Source organism: Actinomadura formosensis NBRC 14204, assembly GCF_001552155.1.
Classification (GTDB): domain Bacteria; phylum Actinomycetota; class Actinomycetes; order Streptosporangiales; family Streptosporangiaceae; genus Spirillospora; species Spirillospora formosensis.
This window is the reverse complement of sequence record NZ_BCQQ01000057.1, coordinates 1-12838: the sequence shown is the minus strand read 5'-3', so window position 1 is coordinate 12838 and position 12838 is coordinate 1. Positions and strand designations below refer to the sequence as shown.

General features: G+C 71.8%; 13 protein-coding genes. 3 read left to right on the top strand and 10 right to left on the bottom strand.

Annotated features, from left to right (window positions below):
- The first annotated feature begins 82 nt into the window (after window positions 1-82).
- Genes AF1_RS16610 through dprA form a run of 3 tightly spaced genes read left to right on the top strand, consistent with a single transcriptional unit; the run spans window position 83 to window position 3174 of the window.
- Complete coding sequence (locus AF1_RS16610; protein ID WP_067799375.1) at window positions 83-433, top strand: YraN family protein; 351 nt, start codon at window positions 83-85, stop codon at window positions 431-433.
- The gene (locus AF1_RS16605; RefSeq protein WP_067799372.1) at window positions 434-1987 is read left to right on the top strand and encodes a YifB family Mg chelatase-like AAA ATPase; all 1554 of its coding nucleotides are present in this window, start codon (window positions 434-436) and stop codon (window positions 1985-1987) included.
- Window positions 1984-3174, top strand: a complete 1191-nt coding sequence (gene dprA / locus AF1_RS16600; protein WP_067799369.1) for a DNA-processing protein DprA — start codon at window positions 1984-1986, stop codon at window positions 3172-3174. Before AF1_RS16605 ends, dprA begins: the two co-directional genes overlap by 4 nt.
- A 212-nt stretch (window positions 3175-3386) precedes the next feature.
- Here the strand turns inward: dprA and AF1_RS16595 are convergent, their stop codons facing one another.
- The 10 genes from AF1_RS16595 to AF1_RS16550 all read right to left on the bottom strand — a co-directional run.
- A complete protein-coding gene (locus AF1_RS16595) occupies window positions 3387-3701 on the bottom strand; it encodes a DUF2469 domain-containing protein (RefSeq protein WP_067799366.1) in 315 nt (104 codons plus the stop codon).
- Window positions 3698-4423: a ribonuclease HII gene (locus tag AF1_RS16590; RefSeq protein ID WP_067799363.1), complete on the bottom strand. Its 726-nt coding sequence runs from the start codon at window positions 4421-4423 to the stop codon at window positions 3698-3700. Before AF1_RS16590 ends, AF1_RS16595 begins: the two co-directional genes overlap by 4 nt.
- 202 nt (window positions 4424-4625) lie before the next feature.
- Window positions 4626-5510 carry a signal peptidase I gene (lepB, locus tag AF1_RS16585; protein ID WP_067799361.1) on the bottom strand — a complete coding sequence of 295 codons (885 nt, stop codon included), beginning with the start codon at window positions 5508-5510 and terminating at the stop codon, window positions 4626-4628.
- Window positions 5511-5678: 168 nt separating this feature from the next.
- The gene (gene rplS / locus AF1_RS16580; protein WP_067799358.1) at window positions 5679-6029 is read right to left on the bottom strand and encodes a 50S ribosomal protein L19; all 351 of its coding nucleotides are present in this window, start codon (window positions 6027-6029) and stop codon (window positions 5679-5681) included.
- Window positions 6030-6147: 118 nt separating this feature from the next.
- Window positions 6148-7101, bottom strand: coding sequence for a tRNA (guanosine(37)-N1)-methyltransferase TrmD (gene trmD / locus AF1_RS16575; RefSeq protein WP_067799352.1), 954 nt, complete (start codon window positions 7099-7101; stop codon window positions 6148-6150).
- On the bottom strand, window positions 7098-7610 hold the full coding sequence (rimM, locus tag AF1_RS16570) for a ribosome maturation factor RimM (protein WP_067799350.1): 513 nt from the start codon (window positions 7608-7610) through the stop codon (window positions 7098-7100). Before rimM ends, trmD begins: the two co-directional genes overlap by 4 nt.
- An 11-nt stretch (window positions 7611-7621) precedes the next feature.
- Window positions 7622-7864 carry an RNA-binding protein gene (locus AF1_RS16565; protein WP_067632131.1) on the bottom strand — a complete coding sequence of 81 codons (243 nt, stop codon included), beginning with the start codon at window positions 7862-7864 and terminating at the stop codon, window positions 7622-7624.
- Window positions 7865-7866: 2 nt separating this feature from the next.
- Window positions 7867-8316, bottom strand: coding sequence for a 30S ribosomal protein S16 (gene rpsP, locus AF1_RS16560; protein ID WP_067799347.1), 450 nt, complete (start codon window positions 8314-8316; stop codon window positions 7867-7869).
- 243 nt (window positions 8317-8559) lie between these two features.
- On the bottom strand, window positions 8560-10152 hold the full coding sequence (gene ffh / locus AF1_RS16555; RefSeq protein WP_067799345.1) for a signal recognition particle protein: 1593 nt from the start codon (window positions 10150-10152) through the stop codon (window positions 8560-8562).
- A gap of 399 nt (window positions 10153-10551) precedes the next feature.
- On the bottom strand, window positions 10552-12838 hold a 2287-nt coding region (locus AF1_RS16550), incomplete at its 5' end, for a [protein-PII] uridylyltransferase (RefSeq protein ID WP_067799342.1).

Below are 12838 nucleotides of genomic sequence, written 5' to 3'. Positions count from 1 at the left end.
CGGCCACGTTATCCACAGGAAGTCGTTCAGCGGATACGCGGCGTCACTCTCCGGCACCGTCGAAGTCAGGAGGTGAGGCCCCATGAACGCCCACATCGGTCTCGGACAGCGCGGCGAGGACGCCGCCGCCGGCTACCTCGTCGGCCTCGGCTGGACGATCCTCGACCGCAACTGGCGGTGCCGCGAAGGAGAGCTCGACATCGTCGCCCATGACGGGCGCAGGCACATCGTCTGCGAGGTGAAGACCCGCCGCTCCACCCGGTTCGGCGACCCCCTCGAAGCGATCACCGCCGACAAGGCGGCCCGGTTACGCCGGCTGGCCTGGCGGTGGGCCGCCGCACACGGGGTCAGCGCGCCCATGCGGGTGGACGTCCTCGGCCTGACCGGCGACGGCGACGGCTTCTCCATCGACCACCTGCGGGAGGTGTGCTAGATGACGCTCGCCAAGACACGCTCGGTGTCCCTGGTCGGCGTGGACGGTTTCGTCGTCGACGTAGAGGCCGCCATCACCAGCGGCGTCCCCGGCCTGCATCTGGTCGGGCTTCCCGATACGGCGCTCAGCGAGGCCCGCGACAGGGTCCGCGCGGCGATCTTCAATTCGGGCGAAGACTGGCCCAACCGGCATGTCACGGTGTCGCTGTTCCCGGCGAGCATGCCGAAGAAGGGGTCGACCTTCGACGTCGCCATCGCGATCGCCTTGCTCGCGGCCGCGGAGGCCGTTCCGGCGCGCAGTTGCGCGGGGTTGGTGCTGATCGGCGAACTGGGCCTGGACGGGCGGATGCGCCCGATCCAAGGCGTACTGCCCGCCGTGCTGGCCGCCGCCAACCGGGGCTGCCGCACGGTCGTCGTGCCCCGCGCGAACGCCGCCGAAGCCGAACTCGTCCCCGGCATGCAGGTGGTGTCGGCGAGCACGCTGCGCGGGCTGCTGTGCCTCCTGCGCGACGAGCCCCCGCCCATCGAGGAGGACGAGGACGGCTCCCTGGCCATCCCCGCGGACGGGTACCCCATACGGCAGCAGGAGGTCCCGCCAGATCTGGATCTGGCCGACGTCCGGGGGCAGGCCGAGGCCCGGCGTGCCCTGGAGATCAGCGCCGCGGGCGGGCACCATCTCTTCTTCGCCGGGCCGCCCGGGTGCGGGAAGACGATGCTCGCGGAGCGGCTGCCGACACTGATGCCGCCCCTGGAGCCGGAGATCGCGCTGGAGGTCACCGCGATCCACTCGGTCGCCGGAACCCTCCGCCCGGGCCAGCCGCTGATCACCCAGCCGCCGTTCTACGCCCCGCACCACACCGCCTCCCGGGCGTCGATGGTCGGCGGCGGGTCGGGCCGTGTGCTCCAGCCGGGCGCCGTGTCCCTCGCGCACCGGGGCATCCTCTTCCTGGACGAGGCACCGGAGTTCATGGCGGGAACGCTGGACGCCCTCCGCCAGCCCCTGGAGGAAGGCGAGGTGCGGATCACCCGGATCGAGGGCATCGCGCATTTCCCCGCGCGGTTCACGCTCGTCCTCGCGGCGAACCCGTGCCCGTGCGCGGCCGCGAAACAGATCGACTGCTCCTGCGCCCCGGGCGTCCGCCGCAAATACGCCAGCCGCGTGTCCGGCCCGCTGCTGGACCGCATCGACCTCAAACTGGAGCTCACTCCCGCGAGCCGGGCCGAACTCCGCTACGACCTGGAGTTCGCCGAGTCGAGCAAGGTCGTGGCGGAACGCGTCCAGCTCGCCAGGGAGCGGACGCTCCGCCGCCTTGCGGGCACCCCTTGGCGCTCCAACTCCGAGGTTCCCGGACCGGAGCTGCGCCGCCGCTTCACACCGTCCGCCGAAGCGATGCAGAGCGCCGACGAAGCCCTGCAGAGAGGCACGCTGAGCGCACGCGGCCTCGACCGTGTCCTGCGGGTCGCCTGGACCATCGCCGACCTGGCCGGCCACGACGACCCCTGCCCGGACGACGTCGGCGGCGCGCTCGCACTGTGGTCCGCGGGGCGCCAATGAGCGACGAGCGCACCGCCCGCGCCACCCTCACCGCCGTCGCGGAGCCCGGCGACGCCTTCCTCAACCGGATCATCGACCATTGCGGGCCGGAGGAGGCGCTCGAAGCGATCCGCACCGGCCGTCTCCCCGGCGGCGTGGACGCCTCCCCCAAGGAGGTTCAGCGCCTCGGCCACTGGCGGATCCGGCTGATCGCGGCGGAACCCGACCAGGACATGGCCGTCTGCGCACGGTTCCGCGGCCGCCTCATCTGCCCGGGAGATCCCGAATGGCCGACGCCCCTGGACGATCTCGGCGCCGGACGCCCCTACGCCCTGTGGCTGCGCGGCCCCGGCGACCTGCGCTACTGCTGCCTGCGTTCGGTCGCCATCGTCGGGTCCCGCGCCGCGTCCCCCTACGGGCTGCGCGCCGCCGCCGACTTCGCGTCCGACCTGGCCGACGCGGGCTGGACGGTGCTCTCCGGCGGCGCCCTCGGAATCGACGCGGCCGCCCACCGCGGCGCGCTGGCCGCCGACGGCCCCACCGTCGCGGTCCTCGCCAACGGGGTCGACGTCCCCTACCCGGCGTCGAACGAGGGCCTGTTCGCCGAGATGGCACGGCGATCCCTGCTGGTGAGCGAGTCGCCGCCGGGCACTCATCCGCACCGCCTCCGGTTCCTCGTCCGCAACCGGGTGATCGCCGCCCTGTCCCGGGGCACGGTCATCATCGAGGCGGAGGCGCGCAGCGGCGCCCTGAACACCGCCGGGTGGGCATCGAAGCTCGGCCGGGTGGTCATGGCCATGCCCGGACCGATCACTTCCCGCTCCTCGGCCGGCTGTCACCGGCTCCTGCGGGAAGAGGGCGCCACGCTGGTCACCCGCCCCGAGGAGATCATCGAGGCGGTGGGACGCATCGGAGCCGACCTGGCCCCGCCACCGCACACGCCCGTCCTCCCCCGCGACCGTCTCGAACCGGTGACCCGCTCCGTTCTGGAGGCGTTCCCCGCCCGTGGCGCGGCCGGGCCGGCGCAACTCGCCGTCAAGGCGGGCGTGGACCTGACCACGGTCAACGCCAAGATCGGTCTCTTGGCGGCCGGCGGCTTCATCGAACGCGCCCCGTCCGGCTGGCGGCTGACCAAGTCCGGGAAATCCCCCAAGGGGCCCGCCGACGACCCCGGGATCGTCCAGCACCGTCCCGAGGAGCCGGAATGACCCGCCGACTATCCACCACCGGCAGACCAAAGCGACACGGGATCACCGAGATGCGCGGTTTGGCGGTGACATCGGCCTCTACGACGGCCGATGCGAGAGAACTCACTCGATGTACAGAGGGACCCGTGCGTGCCCCGCCCACCACATGGCCCAGGCCCCGCGCATCACCTGGGAGGGGTCATAAGCCGACGCTGCCGCTCGCCGCGTCTCGGCTACTCGTCGGCCGGGAGTTCGAAGTCGCTCTTGGCGAGTTCTTCGACGTTCACGTCCTTGAACGTGACAACACGCACGTTCTTGACGAAGCGGGCGGGACGGTACATGTCCCAGACCCAGGCGTCCTGCATCGTGACCTCGAAGAAGACCTCGCCGTTGTCGGTGCTGCGCACCTGCAGGTCGACCGAGTTCGTGAGATAGAACCTGCGCTCGGTTTCGACGACGTAGCTGAACAGCCCGAGGACGTCGCGGTACTCCCGATAGAGCTGCAGCTCCATCTCGGTTTCGTACTTCTCGAGATCCTCGGCGCTCACGCTCGTGCCCCTTCCGTGCGGCCCTCGCCGGAGACCTCTCTTTCGGTCTCCTCCCCCACGGCCACCTCTCCATTGTTACGCAAGGCCCGCATGACGTTGACGTAGGAGAACCGATGTTCCGGACATGGACCGTGCGCGGCGAGCGCCTCGCCGTGCGCGCGGGTCACATAGCCCTTATGGACGTCGAAGCCGTACTCGGGGTACCGCTCATGGAGCCCGGTCATGATCCGGTCTCGGGTGACCTTCGCGACGATGGACGCGGCGGCCACACAGGCCGCGACCTGGTCCCCCTTGATCATCGCGAGCCCGGGAACGTCGAGGCCGGGCACCGGGAAGCCGTCGCTGAGGACGTAGGCGGGCCGCTCGTGCAGGACGGCCAGGGCCCGCCGCATCCCGGTGATGTTGCATCGGTGAAGGCCGATCCGGTCGATGTCGTGGCACGGGATGACGATCGTGCTCCACGCGCACGCACGCTCGGTGATCTCGGCGTACAGCTCTTCGCGGCGCCTCGGGGTGAGCAGCTTGGAGTCCGTGAGGCCGTCGATCCCGCCCCGTCCCCCCCGCAGGATCACCGCGGCGACGACCAGTGGCCCCGCGCAGGCCCCCCGCCCCGCCTCGTCGACGCCGGCCACGGGGCTGAACCCGCCGTGGGCCAGGGCGCGCTCATATGCGAACAGCCCGGCGTCCCGGCGCGGCGTGAAGCGGAGTGGACGTCCCCTCATGCACCGCAGCGTACGTCCCCTACCTCCGCACCGCTCCCCGAATGCCCGCGATCGCCCCCGGCTCGCTCCACCACGACCACGACCACATGCAGTGGCGCACTCCAGGGCCCTGGAGAAACATTCGCGGCCCACCGCCCCATGGTGGGGCCGGCTTAAGTCCCGTGCGATCCTTCGCCGGCCGGGCGGTGCGGCGGGGCGGGGTTCAGGTGGTTCTCCGGTAGTGCCGACGGCGGAGGTAGGCGAACGGAAGGGTGCAGAGGATGCCCAGAACGTAGGGGGTGGCGGGGATGGCGGCGGCGGCCGGTTTCTCCAGGCCGCGTTGTTTGAAGGTGCCGGGGATCGGGAGGGTGCCCAGGCGGTCGAGGGGCCAGACGATGACGAAGGCGCGGCCGATGACGCGGTCGGTCGGGATGGTGCCGCCGCCGGGGTCTCCGCGGTGGGAGCGGGAGTCGTAGGAGAGTTCGCGATGGTCGCCCATGACCCAGAGCTGGCCCGGCTTGACCGTGACGTCGAAGGGGTCGTTCGACGGCTTGTTCTGCTCGTGCGTGATCGGGTCGGTGAAGAGGTAGGACTTCTCGTCCAGCGGGACGCCGTTCACGGTGACGCTGCCCTGGGCGTCGCAGCATTTGACGTGGTCGCCGGGGATTCCGATGACGCGCTTGATGTAGTCCTTCTCGTTGGGCGCGACGCCGAAGGCGGTACCGACGGCGCGCAGCGCCTTGGAGACCGGGTTGCTGGGCTCGTCGACCTGGACCTCGGGGTCCCAGGAGTCCAGGCCGTTGAAGACGATGACGTCACCGCGGGCGATGTCCCGCGTGTGGTAGACGATCTTGTTGACGAGGACGCGGTCGCCGACCTGGAGGGTGTTCTCCATGGAGCCGGACGGGATGTAGAACGCCTGGACCGCGAATGCCTTGATGACGAGGGCCAGGACGACGGCGACGACGATGAGGACAGGGAGTTCCTTCCAGAACGAGCCCTGCTTCTTCTTGTCCTTGCCGTCGTCTTCGGAGTCGTGAGCCGTCTCCTCGGCGGGGTTCACGGGCTCCTTCTCTTCGGGCACCGCGCCCTCGGCCTCGGATCGCACGTCTCTCCGATCGTCCTCGTCAGTCATCAGAGCGAAAGCCTAGCGGCGCAAGGTCGACGGAACGCCGCACGCGGGCGTGTCGCCGGGGTTCGAGCCGGCCGTGCCCCTCCGAAACGGGCAACGCCCCGGTCACCGCCTTGGGTTCCCGGGGCGTCGTGGTCCATCGGCTCAGTGCTCGCGCTTCTCCTTGATGCGCGCGGCCTTGCCGCGGAGGTTGCGCAGGTAGTAGAGCTTGGCGCGGCGGACGTCACCGCGGGTGACGACCTCGATCTTGTCGATCGACGGGCTGTTGACCGGGAACGTCCGCTCGACGCCGACGCTGTAGCTGACCTTGCGGACGGTGAACGTCTCGCGGGAGCCGCCGCCCTGCCGCCGGATCACCACGCCCTGGAAGATCTGGATACGGCTACGGTTGCCTTCAGTGACGCGCACGTGCACCTTGAGCGTGTCGCCCGGACGGAAGTCCGGGACGTCGGGGCGCATCGCGGCCTTCTCGATCTCCTGGATCAGGGTGTGCATCGCAGCGGTTCCTTGTGGTCGAACGCGGGCGCCGAGAGGCCCCGATGGGACATGCGTGGGGGCGTCGCGCCGCGGGAAGTGGTCTGTGGGTGCCGTGCGTTCTGGACGCACGGACGCTCTAGTCTGCCATATCTTCGCCGTCAACCGGAAAACCGGCCTCGCGCAGGACCGCACGGTCCCGCTTGTCGAGGCTCTCCGGCGCGAGGCGGGCGAGAAGTTCGGGACGGTGCCGGGCCGTCCGGCGCAGTGCCTCGTCGCGCCGCCAGCGGGCGATCGCGCCGTGGTGTCCCGACAGGAGGACGTCCGGAACCGGCCGACCACGCCAGACGGGAGGCTTGGTGTAGACGGGGCCCTCCACGAGTGACTCCATGGCGCCGGGGGCGAAGGAGTCGTCCGCGACCGAGTCGGCGTTGCCGAGGACGCCGGGCAGGAGGCGCCCGATCGCCTCCACCATCACCAGGACGGCGACCTCCCCGCCGGCCAGGACGAAATCGCCGAGGCTGACCTCGTCCACGGGCATGCGGGTGCGGGCCTCCTCGGCGACGCGGGAGTCGATGCCCTCGTAGCGTCCGCAGGCGAACACCAGCCAGGGCTCGGCGGCGTACCGCACCGCGTCGGCCTGCGTGAAAGGCCGGCCGCTCGGCGTGGGAACGAGCAACCGCGGCACCGCCCCGGAGCCCCCGGGGTGCGCTGCCTCCGCCCCCGCGTCCCCGCTCGCCGGCGCGACGCCGCGCGACGCCGAACCCGGCGGGTGCCCGTTCCGCGGTGTTCCCAGGGTGGGAGACGCCGCGGCGAGGGGCGCTTCCGCGATCGGCGAACCGGCCGGTGAGGAGCCGGAACCCCCCGGCGGCACCAGGGTGTCGAGGGCCTCCCCCCATGGGTCGGGCTTCATGACCATGCCCGGACCGCCGCCGTACGGGGTGTCGTCGACGGTGCGGTGCCGGTCGTGGGTCCAGTCGCGCAGATCGTGGACGCGGACGTCCAGCAGTCCGGCACGCCGGGCCTTGCCCAGAAGGGAGAGGTCCAGGGGGGCGAAGTACTCGGGGAAGATCGTGACGATGTCGATTTTCATGATTCGTCGAGCAGGCCGGGGGGCGGGTCGATGACGAGCCGCCCCCCGGGAACGTCCACCTCGGGGACGAGCGCGGCCACGAACGGGACGAGCTTCTCCCCGCCGGGAGCGCGCACGACCAGAAGGTCCTGACCGTGGTGCAGGATGTCGGCGACCTCGCCGACATCGGCGCCGTCCGCGGTGACGACGGCGAGGCCGATCAGTTCCTGGTCGTGGAAGTCGTCCGGATCGGTGGACGGAGGGATGTCGCCCGGGTCGACGACGAGCCACGTGCCGCGCAGAGCGTCGGCGGCGTCGCGGTCGCCGATCCCGGCGAAGCGCAGGAGCAGGCGTCCCGAATGGTGGCGTATCCGCTCGATGGTGAGCGGGCCGGCGGCGGCGGGATCGGTGGCGATCCGCGTGCCGGCGGCGAACCGGCGGTCCGGATCGTCCGTGCGGACGTCGATGGTGACCTCGCCCCGGACCCCGTGCGGCCGTCCGATCCGTCCCACCACGAGCGGTTCGCTCATCGGGACGCCACTCAGCGGACCTCGTTGACGTCGAGAAGGTCAACGCGCACGTAGCGGCCCCCGGACAGGGCGCTGATCACCGTGCGGAGTGCCTTGGCGGTGCGACCGCCGCGGCCGATGACCTTCCCGAGGTCCTCGGGGTGCACGCGCACCTCGAGGACCCGGCCGCCCCGGATCCGACGGGCGCGGACCCGGACGTCGTCCGGGTTCTCCACGATCCCGCGGACCAGGTGCTCGAGCGCTTCTTCGAGCACGGTCAGCCCTCGCTCTTGGCTTCGTCGGTCTCGGTGGCCTTCGCCTCGGACTTCTTCGGCTCGGCCTTCTTCTTGCCGCGGGTCGCGGGGCCGGCGGCCTCGACGTCGCCCAGGGCCTCCTTGACGGCGGCCTCGAAGGCGGCCTTCTTGTCGGCCTTGGGCTCGGCGACCTTGAGGGTGCCCTCGGCGCCCGGCTCGCCCTTGAACTTCTGCCAGTCACCGGTGATCTTCAGCAGGTTCAGGACGGGCTCGGTCGGCTGCGCGCCGACGCCGAGCCAGTACTGCGCCCGCTCGGAGTCGATCTGGATGAGCGACGGCTCCTGCTTGGGCTGGTAGAGCCCGATCTCCTCGATGGCGCGCCCGTCCCGCTTGGTGCGGGCATCGGCAACGACGATCCGGTACTGCGGGTTCCGGATCTTCCCCAGACGCTTGAGCTTGATCTTGACTGCCACGGGTGTGGTGTACTCCGATTTCATCACTGGTTGGACGAGCCCGCACCAGGTGGGGAACACCGGCTCACGGCCGCCCGATGGACTCCGGTCGCGCAGGACGAGAGAGGGCGCCTCGCGATTCCGGGTTTCCAGCCTGTCATTCTGCCAGACGTTCGGCGCGAAAGCGCAATCGCGCCACGGGGTGTCGCCCGGCCCCGGTGCCGGGCGCCCGAGCGCCTCCCACCGGGGCCGGACGCCCCGCGCTCACTTCTTCTTGCGGCCCTGGAGCTTGTTCAGGTCGGGCATCTGGAAGCCGGGCGGGAGCTGCCCGCCGAGACCGGGCGGCAACCCGGGCCGGCCGCCGGCCGCGCCGGGGCCGCCGAGACCGGGCGGGAGCCCCTGCGGCGTGCCGTCCACCGCGGGCTGCTCCGGGTGTCCCTTGGCCGCGGCGGCGCGCTTGCGCGGGTCACCGCTGCGCTGCTTGCCCTTCTTGTTCTTCTTGGCGGCCGCCTTCGCCGCCTTCCTGCGCCCGCCCGGCATCCCGGGCAGGCCCATGCCGCCGGCCATCTGCCGCATCATCTTCTGCGCTTCGAAGAACCGGGTGACGAGGCTGTTGACCTCGCCGACGCCGACACCGGAGCCCTTCGCGATGCGGGCCCGCCGGGAACCGTTGATGATCTTGGGTTGGGAGCGTTCCTGCGGGGTCATCGAGCGGATGATCGCGGCGATGCGGTCCAGGTCCCGGTCGTCGATCTGGCTGATCTGGTCGCGGACCTGCCCCATGCCCGGCATCATCCCGAGCAGGTTGCCGATCGGGCCGAGCTTGCGGATCATCATCATCTGCTCAAGGAAGTCCTCAAGCGTGAAGTCCTCGCCCGACGCGAACTTGGTGGACATCTTCTCGGCCTGCTCGGCGTCGAACGCCTGCTCGGCCTGCTCGATCAGGGTGAGGATGTCACCCATGTCGAGGATGCGGCCCGCCATGCGGTCCGGGTGGAAGACGCTGAAGTCCTCCAGCTTCTCCCCGGTCGAGGCGAACATGATGGGACGTCCGGTGATATGCCGAACGGACAGCGCCGCACCACCGCGTGCGTCACCGTCGAGCTTGGTGAGGACGACGCCGTCGAAACCGACCCCGTCCATGAACGCCTGGGCGGTGTTGACCGCGTCCTGGCCGACCATGGCGTCGACGACGAACAGCACCTCGTCCGGCTGGACGGCGTCACGGATGTCGATGGCCTGCTGCATCATCTCGGTGTCGATGCCGAGCCGGCCCGCGGTGTCGATGACGACGACGTCGTGCTGGGCGTGCCGGGCCTGGTCGATCGAGCGGCGCGCCACGTCCACCGGGTCGCCGACACCGCTGCCCGGCTCGGGCGCGAACACCGGCACCCCGGCCCGCTCACCGACGACCTGGAGCTGCTGGACGGCGTTGGGCCGCTGCAGGTCGGCGGCCACGAGCATCGGCGTGTGCCCCTCCTGCCTCAGCCACCGGGCGAGCTTGCCGGCGAGCGTCGTCTTACCGGCGCCCTGCAGACCCGCGAGCATGATCACGGTCGGCGGCGTCTTGGCCAGCTGGATCCGCCGGGTCTCACCGCCGAGGATGGTGATGAGCTCCTCGTTGACGATCTTGACGACCTGCTGCGCCGGGTTCAGCGCCTGCGAGACCTCCGCGCCCCGCGCCCGCTCCTTGACCCGCGCGATGAAGTCCTTGACGACGGGCAGCGCGACGTCGGCCTCAAGCAGCGCGATCCGGATCTCGCGGGCCGTCGCGTTGATGTCGGCCTCGGAGAGCCGACCCTTGCTGCGCAGCGACGAGAAGACCGTCGTCAACCGGTCGGAGAGCGTCTCGAACACGTGTCTGGACCGTCCTTGGAAAGCTTCTGGGATCGTCTATCAGCGTATCGGGTCAGTCGTACTCATTGCTTTGCTCTCGGCGTCAGGCGCTGGCGCGCCTTCCTTCAACGAGCAAAGCGGCGATCGCTGTGTTCATTGCGTTGCCCTCGGCGTCGGGCCTTGACGGCCCTCCTTCAACGGGCCACGCGGCGATCGCTGGCATCGCTCCGGCTCGCCCAGGGGCTCGCTGCGCGATCAGGTTCTCGCTTCGCTCGAACCTGGCTTCGCACGCGATCGCAACGCGGCGGGTTGTTGCGGGCCGAGCTTAAGACAGCGTGCCTTTCGGTTGTCGCGTGGCTGAGGGATGGCTCATGCGAGTGTAATGGCGGGTTTCTGTGGTCTTGTCCGCTTCCCTGGGCGCTAGTGGAGAGCGGCGAGGATTCGGGCTCGGACGGTGTTGAGCGTGTTGAGGTCATCGAGGGGGCGATGCTCGTCGTCCACCACGTAGAAGACGTCCACGGCCTCGGCTCCCAGGGTGTCGACCTGGGCGGCGCGGATCTGGAGGCCGCACGCGCCGAGTGCCCGCCCGACCCGCCACAGCAGGCCGGGACGGTCGTGGGCGCGCACCTCGATGACGGTCGCCGTCCGTGAGGCGTCGTCCAGGATCATGACGCGCGGCGGCGGCACCGGGACACCGGGACGTGCCCGCACCGCCCGTGTCCGCCGCTCAAGGCGGGCGGCCACGTCGAGGCGTCCCGCGAGCATGCGCCGCAGGTCCGCCTCCAGACCGGCGGGGTCGGGCGGCGTCCCGTACTCGGGCACCGCCGTGAAGTCCAGCACCGCCGTCTCCCCCGAAGACGCGGACCCGTCCCGGGCGGGTGGATGCGGGGAGGAGATCGTGCGGGCGGTTCTCACGGCCAGGCGGTGCAGGGCCAGGACACCGGCGGCGCGCCAGAGGAGGCCGGGGCGGTCGGGGGCGGTGATCGTGATGTGGGAGCCGGTGACGCGGACGGCGGCGCCGTCGTGGCGGACCAGGGCCAGGTGGGCGGGTCCGAGGACGGGCGCGGGCGGCGGCGTCCCGCCGGAGAGGGCGGCGGCGGCGCGGCGGGCGAGTTCGGCGACGAGGCGGGCCTTCCAGGTGCCCCAGGCCGCGGGTCCGGTGGCGGTGCCGTCGGCGATCGCGAGGGCGGCGAGGAGGTCGAGGAGTTCACGTTCGCGGCCCGGCACGTCCGACACGGCCGTGACCACGCTCTGGACGGTCACCGGGTCGTCGATGTCACGGCGCGTGGCGGTCTCGGGGAGCAGGAGGTGGTGGCGGACGAGGGCTTCGAGGACGCGCACGTCGTCCTCGGGGAAGCCGAGCCGGGCACCGAGGTCGCGGACGACGAGGGCACCGGTCGTCGAGTGGTCGCCCGGCCCGCCCTTCCCGATGTCGTGCAGGAGGGCGCCGATGAGGAGCAGGTCGGGACGGGCGACCTCGCGGGTGAGGGCGGCGGCGCCGGCGGCGGTCTCGACGAGGTGGCGGTCCACGGTGAAGCGGTGGACGGGGTTGCGCTGCGGCCGGTTGCGGACGCGTTCCCAGCCGGGCAGCAGCCGGACGATCAGTCCCGCCTGGTCGAGGGCCTCCCAGCCGGCGATGGCGGCGGGGCCTGCGCCGAGCAGGGAGACGAGCGCGTCCCGGGCGCCGGCGGGCCACGGCACCGGCGGCAGGGCGGCGTGCCCGGCGAGCCGGGAGACGGTGGCGGGGGCGAGCGGCAGCCCGGCCTGGGCGGCGGCAGCGGCGACGCGCAGGCCGAGCGCGGGGTCGGCGAGGTCGGCGTTGCGGGCGAGGACGACCTCGCCTTCGTGTTCCACGGCGCCGTTTCCGAGGGGACGGCGCTCGACGCCGCGTCGCCGGGGCGCGGGCCGGGCGTTCCTGGATCTCGCGAAACGTTCGACACGGCGCCACAGGTGGGAGCCGGCGTAGGTGATCGTGCGGGCCGCCTCCACGATCGAGCGTTGCAGGACGGCGGCCTCCGGCAGGCCGAGTGCGCGGGCGACGGCCTGCTGTTCCTGCAGGACGAGCCGGTCACCTGACCGTCCGGTGACCTCGTGCAGCGCGTGCCGCACGTCGAGGAGCAGGTCGTGGGCGGCCCGGACCCGGCCGTCCGGGGCCGACGCCACCCAGGACGCGGCGACGGCGTGCATCACGTGGACGTCCCGCAGTCCGCCGTGCGCCTCCTTGAGGTCGGGTTCGAGGAGGAACGCCAGTTCGCCGTGGCTCTCCCAGCGTCCGCGGCACATCGCCGACAGGTCGGGCAGCCGGGCGGGGGCGGCGGCGCGCCAGTCGGCGAGGACGGCGGCGCGCAGTTCGTCCGCGAGCGTGCGGTCGCCCGCGACCCGCCGCGCGGAGAGCAGCCCGAGGGCGGCCTTCAAGTCGTCGCGGGCGACGGTCCGGGCCTCGTGGACGGTGCGGACGGAGTGGTCGAGCCGCGTCCCGGAGTCCCAGAGCGGATACCAGACCCGGTCGGCGATCTCGGCGATGTCGTCCCGGCCGCGATGCAGGAGAACGAGGTCGAGGTCGCCGCCGGGCGTCAGCTCGCGCCGCGCATGGCTCCCCACCGCGACGAGCGCGACCCCGTCCGGCGCGGCGGGCGTGGCCAGCAGGGCGGTCAGGTGCCGGTCCAGGTCGCCGGCGCGGGCGGCCCGCGCCGCCGCGAGGGCCGCG

What these genes read in the sequence shown, in the direction of transcription:
- AF1_RS16610 (WP_067799375.1), top strand. Translation starts at nt 83, where the DNA reads ATGAACGCCCACATCGGTCTCGGACAGCGCGGCGAGGACGCCGCCGCC.
- AF1_RS16605 (WP_067799372.1), top strand. Translation starts at nt 434, where the DNA reads ATGACGCTCGCCAAGACACGCTCGGTGTCCCTGGTCGGCGTGGACGGT.
- dprA (WP_067799369.1), top strand. Translation starts at nt 1,984, where the DNA reads ATGAGCGACGAGCGCACCGCCCGCGCCACCCTCACCGCCGTCGCGGAG.
- AF1_RS16590 (WP_067799363.1), bottom strand. Translation starts at nt 4,423, where the DNA reads ATGAGGGGACGTCCACTCCGCTTCACGCCGCGCCGGGACGCCGGGCTG.
- rplS (WP_067799358.1), bottom strand. Translation starts at nt 6,029, where the DNA reads ATGCACACCCTGATCCAGGAGATCGAGAAGGCCGCGATGCGCCCCGAC.
- trmD (WP_067799352.1), bottom strand. Translation starts at nt 7,101, where the DNA reads ATGAAAATCGACATCGTCACGATCTTCCCCGAGTACTTCGCCCCCCTG.
- rimM (WP_067799350.1), bottom strand. Translation starts at nt 7,610, where the DNA reads ATGAGCGAACCGCTCGTGGTGGGACGGATCGGACGGCCGCACGGGGTC.